We start from the raw sequence: 18,108 nt of genomic DNA on the forward strand, positions 1-18,108 counted from the left end.
ATGGGGCGGGTATGCGCTGGCGTCACCGCCTCGCCCTCGCCGTGGTGGCGGTGGCGGGCGGGGTGCTGGCGGCGCGGGCGGTGGAGCTGGAGGTCTTCGAGCGCGACTTCCTCGTCCGCGAGGGCGAGGCCCGCCACCTGCGCACGGTCACGGTGGCCGCCCACCGCGGCATGATCCTCGACCGCAACGGCGAGCCCTTGGCGGTGAGCACCCCGGTGCCCTCGGTGTGGGCGGAGCCGGCGGCGCTGCTCGCCGACGAGGCGGCGATGGTGCGGGTGGCGCGCACCCTCGGCCTCGATGCGCGCAGGCTGCGCCGTGAGCTCGACGCCCGCCGCGGGCGCGAGTTCCACTACCTGCGCCGCCACGTCACCCCCGAGACGGCCGAGCGCGTGCTCGCCCTCGGCGCCCCCGGCGTCGGCATCCGCCGCGAGTACCGGCGCTACTACCCGGCCGGAGAGGTGGCCGCCCACGTGGTGGGGGTGACCGACGTCGACGACGTCGGCCAGGAGGGGATCGAGCTCGCCTACGACGGCTGGCTGCGCGGCCGCCCCGGGGCGAAGCGGGTGGTGCGCGACCGGCTGGGGCGGCCGGTCGCCGACGTGGAGCTGGTGCGCCCACCGCAGCCCGGGCGCGACCTGCACCTCACCCTCGACCGCCGCATCCAGTACCTCGCCTACCGCGAGCTCAAGGCGGCGGTGCAGGCCGAGCGGGCCGCCGCGGGGGCGGCCGTGGTCCTCGATGCGCGAAGCGGCGAGGTGCTCGCGCTCGCGGTCCAGCCCTCGTACAACCCCAACAACCGGGCCGCCTGGGACCCGGCCCGGCGGCGCAACCGCGCCCTCACCGACCCCATCGAGCCCGGCTCCACGATCAAGCCCTTCACCCTCGCCGCCGCCCTCGAGAGCGGGCGCTTCCGCGCCACGAGCGTCATCGACACCAGCCCCGGGCGGCTGCGGGTGGGCGACCTCACGGTGCACGACCTGCGCGACTACGGCGCCATCGACCTCGCCACGGTGCTCATCCAGTCCAGCAACGTCGGCGCCGCCGCCGTCGCGCTGGCGCTGCCGGCCGAGCGGCTCTGGGCCGTGTTCGACCGCGTCGGCTTCGGCCGCCCCACCGGCAGCGGCTTTCCGGGCGAGGCCGCCGGCACCCTCCGCGACTGGCGGACCTGGCGGGAGGTGGAGCAGGCCACCCTGGGCTACGGCTACGGGCTTGCGGTGACCCCGCTGCAGCTCGCCCGCGCCTACGCCGCCATCGCCGCGGGCGGGATGCTGCCTCCGGTGCGGCTGGTGCAGGAGGCCGAGGCGCCGCCGCCGGCGCGGGCCCTGCCCTACCGCGTCGCCCTCGAGCTTCGGTCCATGCTCGAGGGGGTGGTGGCGCGCGGCACCGGGCGGCGCGCGGCGGTGCCGGGCTACCGCGTCGCGGGCAAGACCGGGACCGTCCGCAAGGTGGGTCCCGGCGGCTATCTCGAGGACCGCTACCGGGCGCTCTTCGTGGGCATGGCCCCGGCGAGCCGCCCGCGCCTGGTGGTGGCGGTGATGATCGACGACCCCCGCGGCGAGAGCTACTACGGCGGCGAGGTGGCGGCGCCGGTGTTCGCGCGCATCATGGCCGGGGCCCTGCGGCTGCTGGACGTGCCCCCCGACGCCCTGCCCGCGGGGACGCAGGTGGCCGCCCTCGGGAGGTCGGAGCCGTGAGCGCGCTGCCGCGGCCGGTGCGCCGGCTCGACGAGATCCTCCCGGAGGCGCCGGCGGTGCCCGTGCGCGGGCTCGCCCTGGACAGCCGCCGGCTGGCGCCGGGGGAGGTCTTCCTCGCCTGCCGCGGCAGCCGCGGCCACGGCCTCGCCCACCTGGATGCGGCGCTGGCGGCCGGGGCCGCGGCGGTGCTCTGGGAGCCCGCGCCCGGGGTGGCGCCGCCGGCGGGGCTGGCGGTGCCGGCGGTGGCGGTGCCGGGGCTCGGGCGGCGAGCGGGCGAGCTCGCCGCCCGCTTCTGGGGCGATCCCTCGGCGCGGCTCGAGGTGGTGGGGATCACCGGCACCAACGGCAAGACCTCGGTGGCGCACTTCCTCGTCCAGGCGTGGGAGGCGGCGGGGGTGTCCGCAGCCTTCGTGGGCACCCTCGGCGTGGGCCGCCTGGAGGCGCTGGAGCCCACCGGCCATACCACGCCCGACCCGGTGACGCTGCAGGCGCGCCTTGCGGACTTCGCCGCCGCCGGGGTGCGCCGCGTGGCCATGGAGGTCTCCTCCCACGCCCTCGACCAGGACCGGGTCGCGGGCGTGCGCTTCCGCGCCGCGGTCTTCACCAACCTCAGCCGCGACCACCTGGACTACCACGGGGACATGGCGGCCTACGGCGCCGCCAAGGCGCGGCTGCTGGCCTGGCCGGGGCTCGCGCTGCGCGTGGTCAACGCCGACGATCCCTTCGGCGCCGCCTGGCTCGCCCGCGCGGGCGCCGAGGCCCTCACCTACGGCCTCGGCGCGGGGGCCTGGCTGCGCGCCGAGGCGGTGGAGGCGACGCCGGCGGGGCTGCGGCTGGTGCTGCGGCGCGGCCGGGAGCGGGCGGTGCTCGCCACGCCCCTGGCCGGGCGCTTCAACGCCGCGAACCTCCTCGCCGCGGCGGCGGTGCTGCTGGGGCAGGGGGCGGCCCTGGCGGAGGCGGTGCGGCTGCTCGCCGCGGTGGCGCCGGTGCCGGGGCGGATGGAGCGGCTCGGCGGCGGGGCGCTGCCGACGGTGCTCGTCGACTACGCCCACACCCCGGACGCCCTGGCCCAGGCGCTGGAGGCGGCGCGGGCCCACGCCCGCGGCAGGCTCTGGTGCGTCTTCGGCTGCGGGGGCGAGCGCGACCGCGGCAAGCGCCCCCTGATGGGGGCGGCGGCGGAGCGGCTCGCCGACGTCGTGGTGCTCACCGACGACAACCCGCGCGGCGAGGACGGTGACGCCATCATCGCCGAGATCCTGGCCGGCATGCGCCGGCCGCAGGCGGCGCGCATCGAGCGCGACCGCGGCCGCGCCATCCGCCTCGCCGTCGCCGAGGCCGGGGCGGGCGACGTGGTGCTGGTGGCGGGCAAGGGCCACGAGACCACCCAGGAGGTGGGCGGGCGGCGCCTGCCCTGGAGCGACCGCGAGGCGGTGCGCGCCGCCCTGGAGGCGCGGGCATGATCGCGATGCGCCTGCGCGAGGCCGCCGCCGCCCTGGGCCTGCCGCCGCCGGCGGCGGATGCAGGCTTCCGCGGCGTCGACACCGACAGCCGGCGGCTGCACCGCGGCGCCCTCTTCGTGGCCCTGCGCGGGACGCGCTTCGACGGCCACGACTTCGTCGCCGCCGCCGAGGCGGGCGGCGCCGCCGCGGCCCTGGTGGAGCGGCCGCTGCCGCTGGCGCTGCCGCAGCTCGTGGTCGCCGACACCCGCCGCGCCCTGGGCCTGCTGGCCCGGGCGTGGCGGCGCCGGCACGCGCCGCAGGTGGTGGGCGTCACCGGCAGCAACGGCAAGACCACGGTGAAGGAGATGGTGGCGGCGGTGGCGGCGGCGTGCGGGCCGGTGCTCGCCACCCGCGGCAATCTCAACAACGACATCGGGCTGCCCCTGACCCTCTTCGGCCTCGGGCCCGAGCACCGCACCGCGGTCCTCGAGATGGGGGCGAGCGCCCCCGGCGAGATCGCGACGCTCGCCGCCCTCGCCATCCCCCACGTGGGCATCGTCACCGGCGCCGCTGCGGCCCACCTCGAGGGCTTCGGCAGCCTCGAGGCGGTGGCGCGCACCAAGGGGGCGCTGCTCGAGGCGCTGCCCCCCGAGGGGGTCGCCGTGTTCCCGGCCGAGGACGCCTTCGCGCCGCTCTGGCGCGGTCTGGCGGCCGGGCGGCGGGTGCTGGACTACGCCCTCGGGGGCGCCGGGGCGGCGGTGCGGGGCGAGGCCGGGGCCACCACCCTGGGCCGTGACGGCTTCCGCACCCCGGTGCGGATCCGGGACGCCGAAGGGGAGTGGGTGCTCACGCTGCGGCTCGGCGGCGCCCACAACGCCCGCAACGCGCTTGCCGCCTGGGCCGCGGGGGCCGCCCTCGGGATCGCGCCGCAGGCGCGGGTCGGGGCCCTGGAGGCCATCGCGCCGCCGCCGGGCCGGCTGGCGCCGCGGCCGGCCCGCGGCGGCGGCTGGCTCATCGACGACAGCTACAACGCCAACCCGGCCTCCCTGGCGGCGGGGCTTGCGGTCCTCGCCGGGCTCGGGGGCGAGCGGGTGCTGGTGCTCGGCGACATGGCCGAGCTCGGCGCCGAGGCCGAGGCGTTGCACCGCGAGGCGGGGGCGGCGGCGCGGCGGGCGGGGATCGCACGGCTGCACGCCCTCGGGCCGCTGGCGGCGCGGGCCGCGGAGGCCTTCGGCGTCGGCGGCCAGGTCCACGAATCGGTGGGGGCGCTGCTGGATGCGGTGGAGGGCGCGCTGGGCCCCGACACCGTGGTGCTCGTCAAGGGTTCGCGCGCGATGGCGATGGAGCGCATCGTGCACGCGCTGGCGGCGGAGGGCTGAAGGCGTGCTCTACGAGCTTGCACAGCAGCTCGAGGCCCTGCACAGCGGCTTCAACGTCTTCCAGTACCTCACCTTCCGCGCCATCCTCGGGGTGCTGACCGCGCTCGCCATCTCCTTCGCCGTCGGCCCCTACCTCATCCGCCACCTGAGCTTCCGCCAGATCGGCCAGACCGTGCGCGACGACGGCCCCGCCACCCATCTCGCCAAGGCCGGCACCCCCACCATGGGCGGGGTCCTGATCCTGGTGGCGGTGGCGGCGGCGACGCTGCTGTGGTCGGATCTCGGCAACCGCTACGTCTGGATCGTCCTCGCCACCACCCTGGCCTTCGGCGCCATCGGCTTCGTCGACGACTACCGCAAGCTGGTGCGGCGCGATCCGCGCGGGCTCCCGGCGCGGTGGAAGTACCTCTGGCAGTCGGCGGCGGGGCTCGCCGTGGCCCTCGCCCTCTACCTCACCGCCGAGCACCCGGCCGAGACCGCCCTCATCGTCCCCTTCTTCAAGAACGTGGCGATCCCCCTCGGGGGCTTCTACGTGGTCCTGGCCTACTTCGTCATCGTCGGCTCCAGCAACGCCGTCAACCTCACCGACGGCCTCGACGGGCTCGCGATCCTGCCGGCGGTGATGGTGGCGGGGGCCCTCGGCATCTTCGCCTACGCCTCGGGCAACGTGCGCTTCGCCACCTACCTCGCCATCCCCTACCTCCCGGGGGTGGGCGAGCTCGTGGTCTTCTGCGGCGCCCTCGTGGGCGCGGGTCTGGGCTTTCTCTGGTTCAACGCCTACCCGGCCCAGGTCTTCATGGGCGACATCGGCGCCCTTGCGGTGGGGGCGGCGCTGGGGGTGCTGGCGGTGATCGTCCGTCAGGAGCTGGTGCTGTTCATCATGGGCGGGGTCTTCGTGGTGGAGACCCTCTCGGTGATCCTGCAGGTGGCCTCCTACAAGCTCACGGGGCGGCGCATCTTCCGCATGGCGCCGCTGCACCACCACTTCGAGCTCAAGGGCTGGCCCGAGCCCCGGGTCATCGTCCGCTTCTGGATCATCACCGTGATCCTGGTCCTGGTCGGTCTTGCGACCCTGAAGATCCGATGAGCGCGGCACGGCAGGCGGATCCGACGCGCAGCACGCTGCCCTGGCGGCGGGTGGCGGTGGCCGGGCTCGGCCGCAGCGGGGCCTCGGCGGTGCGCTTCCTGCGCCGGCGCGGCGTCGCCGTGGCCGCCACCGACAGCCGCCCCGCGCCGCCGGGGCTCGACGGGCTCGAGCCGGACGCGGGCCTGGAGCTTCGCCTCGGCGCCCTCGATCCCGCGGTCCTGGCCGGGGCCGAGCTGGTGGTGGCGAGCCCCGGCCTCGACCAGCGCCTGCCCTTCTTCGCCGAGGCCCGCCGCCGGGGGCTGCCGGTGGTGGGCGACGTGGAGCTCTTCGCGCGCCTGGCGCCGGCGCCGGTGGTGGCGGTGACGGGCTCCAACGGCAAGAGCACGGTGACGGCCCTGGTGGCGGCGATGGCCGGGGCCGCGGGCCTGCGCGCCGCCGCGGGCGCCAACCTGGGCACCCCGGTCCTCGACCTCCTGGAGGGGCCGGCGCCCGATCTCTACGTCCTCGAGCTCTCGAGCTTCCAGCTCGAGCTCACCGCGAGCCTGGCGCCGCAGGCGGCGGCGGTGCTCAACGTCTCGCCCGACCACCTCGACCGTCACGCGGACCTCGCCGCCTATGCCGCGGCCAAGGCGCGCATCCTCGCCGGCGCCGCCACCGCGGTGGTGAACCGCGACGACCCCGTGGCGGCGGCGATGCCGGCGCCGGGGCGGCGGGTCACCTTCGGCCTCGGCGCGCCCGGCGGCGGCGACTACGGCCTCGTGGAGGCGGGGGGGCGCGTGTGGCTCTGCCGCGGCGGCGAGCGCCGGCTCGCCGCCGACGAGGTCCCGCTCGCCGGCCGGCACAACCTCGCCAACGTGCTCGCGGCGATGGCGCTCGCGGACGCCGCCGGGATCGCCCCCGAGGCGCAGCGGGCGGCGGTGAGCGCCTTCGCGGGGCTGCCCCACCGGATGGTCACGGTGGGTGAGCGCCGCGGGGCGCGCTGGATCGACGACTCCAAGGCCACCAACGTGGGTGCCGCGCTCGCCGCCCTCGAGGGCCTGCCGGGTCCGCTGGTGTGGATCGCCGGCGGCGACGCCAAGGGGGCGGACCTCGCCCCGCTGCGCGCGGCCGCGGCGGGGCGGGTGCGGCTCGCGGTGCTGATGGGCCGCGATGCGCCGCGTCTGGCCGAGACGCTGGCGGGCGCGGTGCCGGTGGTCTTCGCCGCCGACGTGGAGGAGGCGGTGCGGCTCGCGGCGGAGGCGGTGCGGCCGGGCGAGACGGTGCTCCTCTCGCCCGCCTGCGCGAGCCTCGACCAGTACGCGAGCTTCGAGGAGCGCGGCCGGCGCTTCGCGGCCGCGGTGGAGGCGCTGGCGTGAGCGCGGCGCGGGCCGAGGCGGTGCGACGGGGCGCGGGCGCGGCCTGGCCCGAGCCCTGGATCGCGGCCATCGCCGCCGTGCTCCTCGCCTGGGGCCTGGTGATGGTGACCTCGGCCTCCATCGCCGAGGCGGCGCGCCGCTACGGCGATCCCTTCCACTTCGCCGTGCGCCAGGCGGCCTACGCCGCGCTCGGCCTCGGTCTGGCCTGGATCGTCTATCAGATCCCGCTCGCGGCCTGGCGGCGGCTGGCCTGGCCGGGCCTGCTCGCCGGCCTCCTCGCCGCGGCCCTGGTGCTCGTGCCGCAGCTCGGGCACGAGGTCAACGGCGCCCGGCGCTGGTTCGCCCTCGGTCCGGTGCGGCTGCAGCCCTCCGAGGCCCTCAAGCTCGCCTGGGTGCTGTGGTTCGCGGCCTGGCTGGCGGCGCAGCCGGCGCCGCCGGGGCTTCGCGCGCTGGCCCGCCCGGCGGCGGTGCTCGGCCTCGCCGCGGCGCTGCTTCTTGCCGAGCCGGACTTCGGCGCCGCCGCGGTGATGGCGGGCACCGCCCTCGGCATGGCCTTCCTCGGCGGGGCGCGCCTGCTGGGGCTGGGGGTGGTCCTCGGGGTCCTCGCGGCCGCCGGCGCCGCCCTGGTGGTGAGCTCGCCCTACCGCATGGAGCGGGTGCTCGCCTTCCTCAACCCCTGGGCCGATCCCTTCGACAGCGGCTTCCAGCTCACCCAAGCCTTGATCGCCGTGGGCCGCGGCGGCTGGTTCGGGGTCGGCCTCGGCGCCAGCGTGCAGAAGCTCGCGTATCTGCCGGAGGCGCACACGGACTTCCTCTTCGCGGTGCTGGCCGAGGAGCTGGGGCTCGTGGGCAGCCTCGCCGTGGTCGCCCTCTACGGGGCGCTGGCCTGGCGGCTGCTCCGCCTCGGCCAGCGGGCGCGCGCCGCCGGCGAGGCCTTCGGCGGCCACCTCGCCGACGGCATCGGCGTCTGGCTGGGGGCGCAGGCCTTCGTCAGCATCGCCGTCAACCTCGGGATCGCCCCCACCAAGGGCCTGACCCTGCCGCTCATGAGCTACGGCGGCAGCAGCATGGTGGCGACCCTGGCGGCGCTGGCGCTGGCCCAGCGCGTGGCGGCGCAGACGCGCGAGCGGGAGCAGCGCCGGTGGCAAGGACGGTGGTGACGATCATGGCGGGAGGGACCGGCGGTCACGTCTTCCCGGGCCTGGCGGTGGCTGCGGCGCTCGGCAGGCGCGGCGCCGAGGTGCGCTGGCTCGGCGGCGCGCGGGGGCTCGAGGGGCGCCTCGTCCCGGCCGCGGGGATCCCGCTGCGGCGGCTGCCGGTGGAGGGGCTGCGCGGGCGCGGGCCGGCGGGGTGGCTGGCCGCACCCTGGCGGGTGGGGCGGGCGCTGGCGGCGGCGCTCGCCGCCCTGCGCCGCGACCGCCCCGCGGTGGTCCTCGGCATGGGGGGCTATGCGGCGGGGCCCGGCGGCGTGGCGGCCTGGCTGCTGGGCATCCCGCTGGTGATCCACGAGCAGAACGCGGTGGCAGGCCTCACCAACCGGCTGCTCGCGCGGCTCGCCCGCCGCCGGCTGGAGGCCTTCCCGGGGACGCTGCCGGGGGGCGAGCACGTGGGCAACCCCGTGCGCGAGGCCATCGCGGCGCTGCCCCCGCCTCGCGCGCGCCTCGCCGGGCGCGGCGGGCCGCTGCGGGTGCTGGTCCTCGGCGGCAGCCAGGGGGCGGCGGCGCTCAACCGCGTGGTCCCGGAGGCGGCGGCGCAGGCGGGGGTGGCGCTGGCGATCCGCCACCAGGCCGGCGCGGGCAAGGAGGCGGCGGCGCGGGCGGCCTATGCCGCGGCCGGGGTGGAGGCCGAGGTGGTCCCGTTTCTCGACGACATGGCCGCGGCCTACGGCTGGGCGGATCTCGTGGTGGCGCGCGCCGGGGCGCTCACCGTGGCCGAGCTCGCCGCCGCCGGCGTGCCCTCGATCCTCGTCCCCTATCCGCACGCGGTGGACGACCATCAGGCCGCCAACGCGGCCTGGCTGGCCGCGGCGGGCGCGGCCTGGGTGGTGCGCGAGGCCGAGCTGGACGCGCCGCGGCTGGCGGGGCTGCTGGCGCAGGCGGCCGGCGATCGCGAGGGGCTCGTGCGGATGGCCGAGGCGGCGCGCGGGCGGGCGGTCACCGACGCCGCGGCGCGGGTGGCCGAGGCCTGCCTGGCGGCGGCGGGGGGGCGCTGAGATGGTGGGGGTGCTGCCCGGGACCGAGTGGGCGCGGCGGGTGCGCCGCATCCACATGGTGGGGATCGGCGGCGCCGGCATGAGCGGCATCGCCGAGGTGCTGCTCAACCTGGGCTACGAGGTGAGCGGGTCGGACCTCCACGAGGGGGCGGCCACGCGCCGCCTCGCCGGGCTCGGCGCCACCATCCGCTACGGCCACGACGCCGCCCACGTGGGCGAGGCCGACGTGGTGGTGGTCTCCAGCGCGGTGGGCGAGGACAACCCCGAGGTGGCGGCGGCGCGGGCGGCGCGCATCCCGGTGGTGCCGCGCGCGGAGATGCTGGCCGAGCTCATGCGCTTCCGCTACGGGGTGGCGGTGGCCGGCACCCACGGCAAGACCACCACCACGAGCCTGGTGGCGAGCCTGCTCGCCGAGGGCGGGCTCGATCCCACCTTCGTCATCGGCGGCCGCCTCAACAGCGCCGGCACCCACGCCCGCCTCGGCACCGGCCGCTACCTGGTGGCGGAGGCGGACGAGAGCGACGCCTCGTTCCTCTATCTCAACCCGGTGGTGGCGGTGGTGACCAACATCGACGCCGACCACATGGGGACCTACGGCGGCGACTTCGCGGCGCTGCAGCGCACCTTCGTGCAGTTCCTGCACCGGCTTCCCTTCTACGGGCTGGCGGTGCTGTGCGCGGACGATCCGGGCGTGCGCGGGATCCTCGCCGAGGTGAGCAAGCCGGTGCTCACCTACGGCATCGAGGCCGCGGCCGACCTGCGCGCCGAGGCGGTGCGCCAGGAGGGGCTGCGCAGCCGCTTCCGCGTGCGCCTGCCCGGCGACGGTGCCGTGCTCGACGTGGAGCTCGCCCTGCCGGGCCGGCACAACGTGCTCAACGCCCTCGCCGCGATCGCCGTCGCCCACGAGCTGGGGGTGGCCCCGGAGGCGATGCGGCGTGCGCTGGCGGGCTTCCAGGGCATCGGCCGGCGCTTCCAGGTGACCGAGGCGCGGGGCGGCGCCGTGATCCTGGTGGACGACTACGGGCATCACCCGCGCGAGATCCGCGCCACCCTCGCCGCGGCGCGGGCGGCCTGGCCGGGCAGGCGCATCGTGCTCGCCTTCCAACCCCACCGCTACAGCCGCACCCGCGACCTCTTCGAGGACTTCGCCGAGGTCCTGGGGGAGGCCGACGTGCTCGTCCTCGGCGAGGTCTACGCCGCCGGCGAAGCGCCCATCCCCGGGGTGGACGGGCGCAGCCTCGCCCGCGCCGTGCGCGCCCGCGGGCGCGTCGAGCCGGTGTTCGTGGCCGAGGTGGAGGCCCTGCCCGAGGTGCTGGCGGGGCTGGTGCGCGAGGGCGACGTGGTCCTGACCATGGGCGCGGGCAGCATCGGCCGCATCGCCGAGGGCCTCGCCGCGGCGCTGGAGGGCGGGCGATGAGCGGGCTTCGCGGCGAGCTGCGCCACGACGAGCCCATGGCCCGGCACACCACCTGGCGCGTGGGCGGTCCGGCACGCCGCTTCTATCGCCCCGCGGACCTCGCGGACCTCGCCGCTTTCCTCGCCGCCCTGCCCGAGGACGAGCCGGTGCTCTGGGTCGGCCTCGGCAGCAACCTGCTGGTGCGCGACGGCGGCATCGACGGCACCGTGGTCTGCCTCCAGGGGGTGCTCGAGGCCGTCACCCGCACCGACGAGGGGCTTCGCGCCGAGGCCGGCGCCCCCTGCGCGCGGGTGGCGCGCCGCGCCGCCCGCGAGGGGCTGGTGGGGGCGGAGTTCCTCGCCGGGATCCCGGGCACCCTGGGCGGGGCCCTGGCCATGAACGCCGGCGCCTTCGGCGGCGAGACCTGGGCCCTGGTGCGCTCGGTGGAGACCATCGACCGGCGCGGGCGCATCCGCCGCCGGGGCCCGGACGCCTTCCGCGTCGGCTACCGCAGCGTCGAGGGGCCGCCGGGGGAGTGGTTCGTGGCCGCCACCCTGGCCCTCGGCCGCGGCGATGCGGCGGCGGCGCAGGCGCGCATCCGCGAGCTCCTCGCCCGGCGCCAGGCCACCCAGCCCACGAACCAGCCGAGCTGCGGCTCGGTCTTCCGCAATCCGCCCGGCGACCACGCGGCGCGGCTGATCGAGGCCGCCGGCCTCAAGGGCCGGCGCCGGGGCGGGGCCTGCGTCTCGGAGCGGCACGCCAACTTCATCGTCAACCTCGGCGGGGCCACGGCGGCCGACATCGAGGGGCTCATCACGGAGGTGGCCGAGACCGTGTGGCGGGTGCACGGGGTGCGGCTCGAGCCCGAGGTGCGCATCGTGGGGAGGGCGGCGTGATGGTGCCTCCGGGGCCGATCCCGGAGGTCCGCGACGCCGCCGCCTTCGGCCGCGTGGCGGTGCTCCTCGGCGGGCGCTCGGCCGAGCGCGCGGTCTCGCTCAAGAGCGGCGCGCAGGTGCTGGCGGCGCTGCGCCGGCGCGGCGTCGACGCCCACCCGGTGGATGCCGCCGGCGACGTCGTCGGCGCCCTGCGCGAGGGTGGCTTCGACCGCGCCTTCATCGCCCTGCACGGGCGCGGCGGCGAGGACGGCGTGATCCAGGGGGCGCTCGAGGTCCTGGGCATCCCCTACACCGGCAGCGGCGTGCTGGGCTCGGCCCTGTCCATGGACAAGCTGCGCTGCAAGCAGCTCTGGCGCGGCCTCGGCCTGCCGACGCCGCCGTGGGCGGTGCTGCCGCCGGCGGGGGACCCGAGGCCGGCGGTGCAGGCCCTGGGGCTGCCGCTGATGGTCAAGCCGGCGCTCGAGGGCTCCAGCATCGGGGCGGCGAAGGTGACGCGGGGCGAGGATCTGGCCGCGGCCCGCGACGCCGCCGCCCCCTACGGCCCCGTCATCGCCGAGCGCTGGATCGAGGGGGCCGAGTACACCGCGGCCATCCTCGGCGAGACGGTGCTGCCCCTGATCCGGCTCGAGACCCCGCGCACCTTCTACGACTACGCCGCCAAGTACGAGGCCGACGACACCCGCTACCACTGCCCCTGCGGCCTGCCCGCGACGCAGGAACGGGCCCTCGCCGAGCTCGCCCTGGAGGCCTTCCGCGCCGTCGGCGCGAGCGGGTGGGGGCGGGTGGACCTGATGGTGGACGCCGCGGGCGCCCCCTGGCTGCTGGAGGTGAACACGGTGCCCGGGATGACCGACCACAGCCTGGTGCCGATGGCGGCCCGGGCGGCGGGCATCGGGTTCGACGAGCTGGTGTGGCGGATCCTCGCCACCAGCATGGAGGCGCGGCGGTGAGGCGGCGCAGGGGCGCGGGGGCGGTGCCGCGCCGGGCGGCCGCGCGCAGGCCCCGCGCGGGGCGGGTCGCCGGCGCGCTGCTGCTCGCCGCCGCCGGGGGCGCGGCGGCCTGGGGGGCGCTGCGGGTTGCGGCGTGGGCGGCCGACCCGGCCACCTTCCCCGTGCGGCGGGTGGAGGTGGCGGGGACGCTGCGGCACACCGCGCCGGCGGCGGTGCGCCGGGCGCTCATGCCGTACGTGCGGGCCGGGCTCGTGCGCATGGACGCCGCCGCGGCGCGGGCGGCGGTGGAGGCGCTGCCGTGGGTGGCCCGCGCCGGGGTGCGCCGGCTGTGGCCGGATGCGGTGCGGGTGGAGGTGGAGGAGCGGCGGGCGGTGGCGCGCTGGGGGGCGCGGGAGCTGGTGGATGCGGCTGGCGTGCGCTTCGCCCCGGAGCCCGCGAGCTGGCCGCCCGGGCTCGTGCGCATCGACGCCCCGGACGGGCGCGAGGCCGAGGCGGTGGCGCTGCTGGCGCGGGTGCAGGCGCGCCTTGCCGAGGCGGGGCTGCGTCCGGTGCGGCTGCGCTGGGACGCGCGCGGGGCGGTCGGCCTGGTGCTCGCCGACGGGGTGGCGATCGAGGTCGGGCGCGAGCGGACCGAGGCGCGGCTTGCGCGGTTTGTGCGCGCCTTCGGCGCGGCGCTCGCGCCGCGCTGGAAGGAGGTGGAACGGGTGGATCTTCGCTACGCGAACGGGTTTGCGGTGCGCTGGCGGGCGGCGTCGGGGGCGGGCGCCGATGCGGCCGGAGGCGCGGGAGGGCGGGCATGAGCCGGAAGGGCGAGCGCAACCTGATCGTCGGCCTCGACATCGGCACCTCGAAGGTGGTGGCCATCGTGGGGGCGGTGACCGAGGAGGGCGGGATCGAGATCGTGGGACTCGGCTCCCATCCCTCCCGCGGCCTCAAGAAGGGGGTGGTGGTGAACATCGATTCCACCGTGCAGTCGATCCAGCGCGCGGTGGAGGAGGCGGAGCTGATGGCCGGGTGCGAGATCCACTCGGTCTTCGCCGGCATCGCCGGTAGCCACATCCGCAGCCTCAACTCCCACGGCATCGTCGCGATCAAGGACCGCGAGGTGGCGCCGGCGGACGTGGAGCGGGTGCTGGACGCGGCGCGCGCGGTGGCCATCCCCGCCGACCAGCGCATCCTCCACGTCATCCCCCAGGAGTTCATCATCGACAACCAGGAGGGGATCCGCGACCCGGTGGGGATGGCCGGCGTGCGCCTCGAGGCCAAGGTGCACATGGTCACCGGGGCGGTGAGCGCGGCCCAGAACATCGTCAAGTGCGTGCGCCGCTGCGGCCTCGAGGTCGACGACATCATCCTCGAGCAGCTCGCCTCGAGCCAGGCCGTGCTCACCGAGGACGAGAAGGAGCTCGGCGTCTGCCTGGTGGACATCGGCGGCGGCACCACCGACATCGCCGTCTTCACCTCGGGGGCGATCCGCCACACCGCGGTGATCCCCATCGCCGGCGACCAGGTCACCAACGACATCGCGGTGGCGTTGCGCACGCCGACCCAGCACGCCGAGGAGATCAAGATCCGCTACGCCTGCGCGCTGTCGGACCTCGCCGAGCCGGGCGAGACCATCGAGGTGCCGAGCGTGGGCGACCGCCCGCCGCGGCGGGTGGCGCGGCACGTCCTGGCCGAGGTGGTGGGGCCGCGCTACGAGGAGCTGTTCACCCTCGTCCACAACGAGCTGCGCCGCAGCGGCTTCGAGGAGCTGGTGGCGGCGGGGATCGTGCTCACGGGCGGCAGCTCCCAGATGGAGGGCGTGGTGGATCTCGCCGAGGAGGTCTTCCAGATGCCGGTGCGGCTGGGCCTGCCCCAGCACGTGACCGGGCTGACCGAGGTGGTGCGCAACCCCATCTACGCCACGGGGGTGGGGCTGCTCCTGTTCGGTCGCGACAGCCGGGCCCGGCCGCCGCGCAGGGTGCCCCTGACGGGGGGCTTCCGGGGGGTCTGGGAGCGCATGAAGAGCTGGTTCCGTGGCGGTTTCTGAGCTTGCGAGGTCGGTTGGGCGGCCGTCTTAGAGGAGGAGCGCGATGTTCGAGCTGATGGACGCATATCCGGAGAACGCGGTGATCAAGGTCATGGGTGTGGGCGGCGGCGGCGGCAACGCCGTCCGTCACATGGTGCAGGCGGGCATCGAGGGGGTGGAGTTCATCTGCGCCAACACCGACGCCCAGGCCCTCAAGAGCACCCAGGCCCGCACCGTGCTGCAGATCGGCGGCGGCATCACCAAGGGGCTCGGCGCCGGCGCCAACCCCGAGGTGGGCCGGCAGGCGGCGCTGGAGGACCGCGACCGCATCCAGGAGGTCGTGGAGGGGGCCGACATGCTCTTCATCACCGCCGGCATGGGCGGCGGCACCGGCACCGGCGCGGCGCCGGTGGTGGCGCAGGTGGCGCGCGAGCTCGGCATCCTCACCGTGGCCGTGGTCACCAAGCCGTTCCCCTTCGAGGGGCGCAAGCGCATGCAGGTGGCCGAGGCCGGCATCGCCGAGCTGACCCAGCACGTCGACTCCCTCATCACCATCCCCAACGAGAAGCTGCTCACGGTGCTGGGCAAGAACGTGACCCTGCTCAGCGCCTTCGCCGCCGCCAACGACGTTCTCCTGGGGGCGGTGCAGGGGATCGCCGAGCTCATCACCCGCCCCGGGCTGATCAACGTGGACTTCGCCGACGTGCGCACGGTGATGTCCGAGATGGGCATGGCGATGATGGGCACCGGCAGCGCCCGGGGCGAGGGGCGCGCCCGGGCGGCGGCCGAGAACGCCATCGCGAGTCCGCTGCTCGAGGACGTCAACCTCGCCGGCGCGCGCGGGATCCTCGTCAACATCACCGCCGGCCCCGACCTCTCCATCGGCGAGTTCGACGAGGTGGGGAGCACGGTCAAGGAGTTCGCCTCGGACGACGCCACCGTGGTGGTGGGCACGGTCATCGACGAGGCCCTCGGCGACGAGCTGCGCGTGACCGTGGTCGCCACCGGCCTCGGCAGCGCCGCCGCCCGCGCCAAGGAGCCGCCGGTGCGCCTGGTCAACAAGGACGGCGAGGTGGACTACGACAAGCTCGAGCGCCCGGCGGTGATCCGCCGCCGCGCCGCGGGCGACGCCGTGGCGCCGCCGCCGGTGGACGACCTCGACTACCTGGACATCCCGGCCTTCCTGCGCCGTCAGGCGGACTGAGCGGCGCCGGGCCGCCTCGGCGGGCGTGAGGGTGTTCGCTTTGTGGGGGGGGACCCCTGTGCTATGCTGCGCGCGTTTTCGGGCCGGCCGGTCCGGAACGCGGGGGGATCGGGCACCGAAATCATGATCGCGCAGCGGACGCTCAAGAACGTGATCCGCGCCACCGGCGTCGGCCTGCACACGGGGGAGAAGGTCTATCTCACCCTCCGTCCGGCCGCCCCGGACACGGGGATCGTCTTCCGCCGCGTCGACCTCGACGAGCCGGTGGAGATCCGGGCCACCCCGGAGAACGTGGGCGACACCTGCCTCTCCACCACCCTCGAGCGCGACGGCGTGCGCATCTCGACGGTGGAGCACCTGCTCTCGGCCTTCGCCGGCCTCGGCATCGACAACGCCTATGTCGATGTCAGCGCCCCCGAGGTGCCCATCATGGACGGCTCGGCCGGGCCCTTCGTGTTCCTCATCCAGTCCGCGGGGGTCGAGGAGCAGGGCGTGCCCAAGCGCTTCATCCGCATCCGCCGCCCGGTGGTGGTGGAGGACGGCGACAAGTGGGCCCGCTTCGACCCCTACGACGGCTTCAAGGTGGCCTTCGAGATCGACTTCGACCATCCGGTCTTCCGCGGGCGGCGCCAGCGCGCCGAGATCGACTTCTCCTCCACCTCCTTCATCAAGGAGGTGAGCCGCGCGCGCACCTTCGGCTTCCTCAGCGACATCGAGCGGCTGCGCGAGCGGCGGCTGGCCCTCGGCGGCAGCCTCGACAACGCGGTGGTGGTGGACGACTACCAGGTGGTCAACGAGGACGGGCTCCGCTACGAGGACGAGTTCGTCAAGCACAAGATCCTGGACGCCATCGGCGACCTCTACCTGCTCGGCCACAGCCTCATCGGCGCCTTCAGCGGCTACAAGTCGGGGCATGCCCTCAACAACCGGCTGCTGCGCCGGCTCGTGGCCGAGGAGGACGCCTGGGAGGTGGTGACCTTCAGCGACCCGGAGACGCTGCCGATCTCCTACATGCGACCGGTGGCGGTGGGGGTCTGAGCCGCCGCGGCCTAGCGGCGGCCGCGCGCGGCGAGGCGCAGCAGGGCCTCGCGCAGGCGGGGCGCGTCGGTGCCGGCGGCGGCGGCGCGCAGGGCCGCGGTGCCCTCGGGGCCGGGCGGGCGGGGTGCCCGCGGCGGGGGCGGCGGCGGGGTCGGGGCAAGGACGCGGGTGCGCAGGCGGCGCACGGCGAAGCCGGCCCCGGCGGCGGCGGCGCGCAGGCGCGCGCCATGGAAGCGGACGGCGGTGGCCCAGGCCGCGCCGTCGACGAAGACCACCAGCTCGTCGCCGCGCACCGCGGCGGCGTGGCAGTGGGGGGCGAGATCCGGAGGCAGGGCCGCGCGCAGCGCCGCGGCGAGGCGCGCGAAGGCGCGGGCGCGGGCGGCGAGGCCCTGACCGAGGAGGCCGGCGACGGGGCGGGCGTGCGGCTCGCGGGGCATGTCCGGGACAGGCGGAGGCCGATGCCGGGAGGATACCAGAGATGCGCCTCTTCCTCCTGAAGGGTCCGCGGCGGGCCCGCATCGTCCCTGCAGGGGGCGCCATCGCGGGCGCGGCGGCGGTCGTGGTCCTGCTTGCGGCGGGCGCCTTCGCGGTGGGCTATCGCGCCGGCGCGGCCGGGATGCGCCCCCGAGTCGATGCCATCCAGGCTCGCCTCGAGGAAGAGCTTGCGGCGAGGCGCCGGGAGGTGGAGGCGGCGCGCCGCCACGCCGAGGACAGCGTCGACGCCCTCGCGGCGCGTCTCGGCGAGCTGCAGGCGCGCCTCATGCGCCTCGAGGCGGTGGGGGCGCGCATCACCGAGCTCGCCGACCTCGACCCCTCGGAGTTCGACTTCGACCAGCCGCCCGGGCGCGGCGGTCCCGAGGCCGACGTCGCGCCCGCGACCGCGGTCCCCGACTTCGTGCGCGCCCTCGACGAGCTCGCGCAGGCGCTGGAGGCCCGCGAGCAGCAGCTCGAGGCGGTGCAGGACCTGCTCGTCACCCGCAGCGTGCGCGAGGAGGTGCTGCCGGCGGGCCGGCCGGTGCGCTCGGGGTGGCTGTCGTCGCGCTTCGGGCGCCGCGCCGATCCCTTCACGGGCCGGCCGGAGTGGCACCAGGGCGTGGATTTTGCGGGCCGCTTCGGCAGCGACGTCATCGCGGTGGCCTCCGGGGTGGTGACCTGGGCCGGGCCGCGCTACGGCTACGGCAACCTGGTGGAGATCGACCACGGCAACGGCTACGTCACCCGCTACGGCCACAACAGCGAGCTGCTGGTCAAGGTCGGGGACCTGGTGCGCAAGGGCCAGGTGATCGCCAAGATGGGCTCCTCGGGGCGCTCCACGGGCCCCCACGTCCACCTCGAGGTCCTGCGCGACGGCCGTCCCGTCGATCCGCTGCGCTACGTCCGCGCCGCCCGCCGCTGAACCCGGCGGGGAACCCGGCGCCGCCGGCCGCGCTCCCTTTGCGGTATCATT

The 18,108-nt window shown here is 76.7% G+C and carries 16 protein-coding genes; 15 read left to right on the forward strand and 1 reads right to left on the reverse strand.

Annotated elements, in window-relative coordinates:
• Positions 1-11 precede the first annotated feature (11 nt).
• The 14 genes from EDC57_RS11670 to lpxC all read left to right on the forward strand — a co-directional run bounded on the left by EDC57_RS11670 (position 12) and on the right by lpxC (position 16,661).
• On the forward strand, positions 12-1,694 hold the full coding sequence (locus tag EDC57_RS11670; RefSeq protein ID WP_245995288.1) for a peptidoglycan D,D-transpeptidase FtsI family protein: 1,683 nt from the start codon (positions 12-14) through the stop codon (positions 1,692-1,694).
• The gene (locus tag EDC57_RS11675; RefSeq protein WP_211331997.1) at positions 1,691-3,154 is read left to right on the forward strand and encodes a UDP-N-acetylmuramoyl-L-alanyl-D-glutamate--2,6-diaminopimelate ligase; all 1,464 of its coding nucleotides are present in this window, start codon (positions 1,691-1,693) and stop codon (positions 3,152-3,154) included. The genes EDC57_RS11670 and EDC57_RS11675 overlap by 4 nt, the downstream gene beginning before the upstream one ends.
• Positions 3,151-4,512: a UDP-N-acetylmuramoyl-tripeptide--D-alanyl-D-alanine ligase gene (locus tag EDC57_RS11680; protein ID WP_123402078.1), complete on the forward strand. Its 1,362-nt coding sequence runs from the start codon at positions 3,151-3,153 to the stop codon at positions 4,510-4,512. Before EDC57_RS11675 ends, EDC57_RS11680 begins: the two co-directional genes overlap by 4 nt.
• A gap of 4 nt (positions 4,513-4,516) precedes the next feature.
• Positions 4,517-5,599, forward strand: a complete 1,083-nt coding sequence (mraY, locus tag EDC57_RS11685) for a phospho-N-acetylmuramoyl-pentapeptide-transferase (protein WP_211331998.1) — start codon at positions 4,517-4,519, stop codon at positions 5,597-5,599.
• A complete protein-coding gene (gene murD / locus EDC57_RS11690; protein ID WP_123402080.1) occupies positions 5,596-6,954 on the forward strand; it encodes a UDP-N-acetylmuramoyl-L-alanine--D-glutamate ligase in 1,359 nt (452 codons plus the stop codon). Before mraY ends, murD begins: the two co-directional genes overlap by 4 nt.
• Complete coding sequence (gene ftsW / locus EDC57_RS11695; protein ID WP_211331999.1) at positions 6,951-8,114, forward strand: putative lipid II flippase FtsW; 1,164 nt, start codon at positions 6,951-6,953, stop codon at positions 8,112-8,114. The genes murD and ftsW overlap by 4 nt, the downstream gene beginning before the upstream one ends.
• Before the next feature lie 5 nt (positions 8,115-8,119).
• Positions 8,120-9,166, forward strand: a complete 1,047-nt coding sequence (murG, locus tag EDC57_RS11700) for an undecaprenyldiphospho-muramoylpentapeptide beta-N-acetylglucosaminyltransferase (RefSeq protein WP_425454803.1) — start codon at positions 8,120-8,122, stop codon at positions 9,164-9,166.
• 1 nt (position 9,167) lies between these two features.
• Positions 9,168-10,583, forward strand: coding sequence for a UDP-N-acetylmuramate--L-alanine ligase (murC, locus tag EDC57_RS11705; RefSeq protein WP_123402082.1), 1,416 nt, complete (start codon positions 9,168-9,170; stop codon positions 10,581-10,583).
• Positions 10,580-11,458, forward strand: a complete 879-nt coding sequence (murB, locus tag EDC57_RS11710) for a UDP-N-acetylmuramate dehydrogenase (RefSeq protein ID WP_123402083.1) — start codon at positions 10,580-10,582, stop codon at positions 11,456-11,458. The genes murC and murB overlap by 4 nt, the downstream gene beginning before the upstream one ends.
• Positions 11,458-12,408 carry a D-alanine--D-alanine ligase gene (locus EDC57_RS11715; protein ID WP_123402084.1) on the forward strand — a complete coding sequence of 317 codons (951 nt, stop codon included), beginning with the start codon at positions 11,458-11,460 and terminating at the stop codon, positions 12,406-12,408. Before murB ends, EDC57_RS11715 begins: the two co-directional genes overlap by 1 nt.
• Complete coding sequence (locus tag EDC57_RS11720) at positions 12,405-13,208, forward strand: cell division protein FtsQ/DivIB (protein WP_123402085.1); 804 nt, start codon at positions 12,405-12,407, stop codon at positions 13,206-13,208. The genes EDC57_RS11715 and EDC57_RS11720 overlap by 4 nt, the downstream gene beginning before the upstream one ends.
• Positions 13,205-14,440, forward strand: a complete 1,236-nt coding sequence (ftsA, locus tag EDC57_RS11725) for a cell division protein FtsA (RefSeq protein ID WP_123402086.1) — start codon at positions 13,205-13,207, stop codon at positions 14,438-14,440. Before EDC57_RS11720 ends, ftsA begins: the two co-directional genes overlap by 4 nt.
• A 43-nt stretch (positions 14,441-14,483) precedes the next feature.
• Entirely contained in the window at positions 14,484-15,623 is a 1,140-nt protein-coding gene (gene ftsZ / locus EDC57_RS11730) for a cell division protein FtsZ (protein WP_123402087.1), read from the forward strand.
• 123 nt (positions 15,624-15,746) lie between these two features.
• Positions 15,747-16,661, forward strand: coding sequence for a UDP-3-O-acyl-N-acetylglucosamine deacetylase (gene lpxC, locus EDC57_RS11735; protein WP_123402088.1), 915 nt, complete (start codon positions 15,747-15,749; stop codon positions 16,659-16,661).
• 11 nt (positions 16,662-16,672) lie between these two features.
• Here the strand turns inward: lpxC and EDC57_RS13335 are convergent, their stop codons facing one another.
• The gene (locus EDC57_RS13335; protein ID WP_123402089.1) at positions 16,673-17,098 is read right to left on the reverse strand and encodes a DciA family protein; all 426 of its coding nucleotides are present in this window, start codon (positions 17,096-17,098) and stop codon (positions 16,673-16,675) included.
• A 41-nt stretch (positions 17,099-17,139) separates the two neighbouring features.
• Between EDC57_RS13335 and EDC57_RS11745 the strand changes: the two genes are divergently transcribed.
• Entirely contained in the window at positions 17,140-18,057 is a 918-nt protein-coding gene (locus tag EDC57_RS11745) for a M23 family metallopeptidase (RefSeq protein WP_123402090.1), read from the forward strand.
• Positions 18,058-18,108: the final 51 nt, after the last annotated feature.

Source organism: Inmirania thermothiophila (assembly GCF_003751635.1).
Taxonomy (GTDB): domain Bacteria; phylum Pseudomonadota; class Gammaproteobacteria; order DSM-100275; family DSM-100275; genus Inmirania; species Inmirania thermothiophila.

Bases quoted from the DNA above. Each gene is read 5' to 3' on its own strand.
- EDC57_RS11670 (WP_245995288.1), top strand. From the start codon at position 12: ATGCGCTGGCGTCACCGCCTCGCCCTCGCCGTGGTGGCGGTGGCGGGC.
- EDC57_RS11680 (WP_123402078.1), top strand. From the start codon at position 3,151: ATGATCGCGATGCGCCTGCGCGAGGCCGCCGCCGCCCTGGGCCTGCCG.
- murD (WP_123402080.1), top strand. From the start codon at position 5,596: ATGAGCGCGGCACGGCAGGCGGATCCGACGCGCAGCACGCTGCCCTGG.
- murG (WP_425454803.1), top strand. From the start codon at position 8,120: ATGGCGGGAGGGACCGGCGGTCACGTCTTCCCGGGCCTGGCGGTGGCT.
- murC (WP_123402082.1), top strand. From the start codon at position 9,168: ATGGTGGGGGTGCTGCCCGGGACCGAGTGGGCGCGGCGGGTGCGCCGC.
- murB (WP_123402083.1), top strand. From the start codon at position 10,580: ATGAGCGGGCTTCGCGGCGAGCTGCGCCACGACGAGCCCATGGCCCGG.
- EDC57_RS11715 (WP_123402084.1), top strand. From the start codon at position 11,458: ATGGTGCCTCCGGGGCCGATCCCGGAGGTCCGCGACGCCGCCGCCTTC.
- ftsA (WP_123402086.1), top strand. From the start codon at position 13,205: ATGAGCCGGAAGGGCGAGCGCAACCTGATCGTCGGCCTCGACATCGGC.
- ftsZ (WP_123402087.1), top strand. From the start codon at position 14,484: ATGTTCGAGCTGATGGACGCATATCCGGAGAACGCGGTGATCAAGGTC.
- lpxC (WP_123402088.1), top strand. From the start codon at position 15,747: ATGATCGCGCAGCGGACGCTCAAGAACGTGATCCGCGCCACCGGCGTC.
- EDC57_RS13335 (WP_123402089.1), bottom strand. From the start codon at position 17,098: ATGCCCCGCGAGCCGCACGCCCGCCCCGTCGCCGGCCTCCTCGGTCAG.
- EDC57_RS11745 (WP_123402090.1), top strand. From the start codon at position 17,140: ATGCGCCTCTTCCTCCTGAAGGGTCCGCGGCGGGCCCGCATCGTCCCT.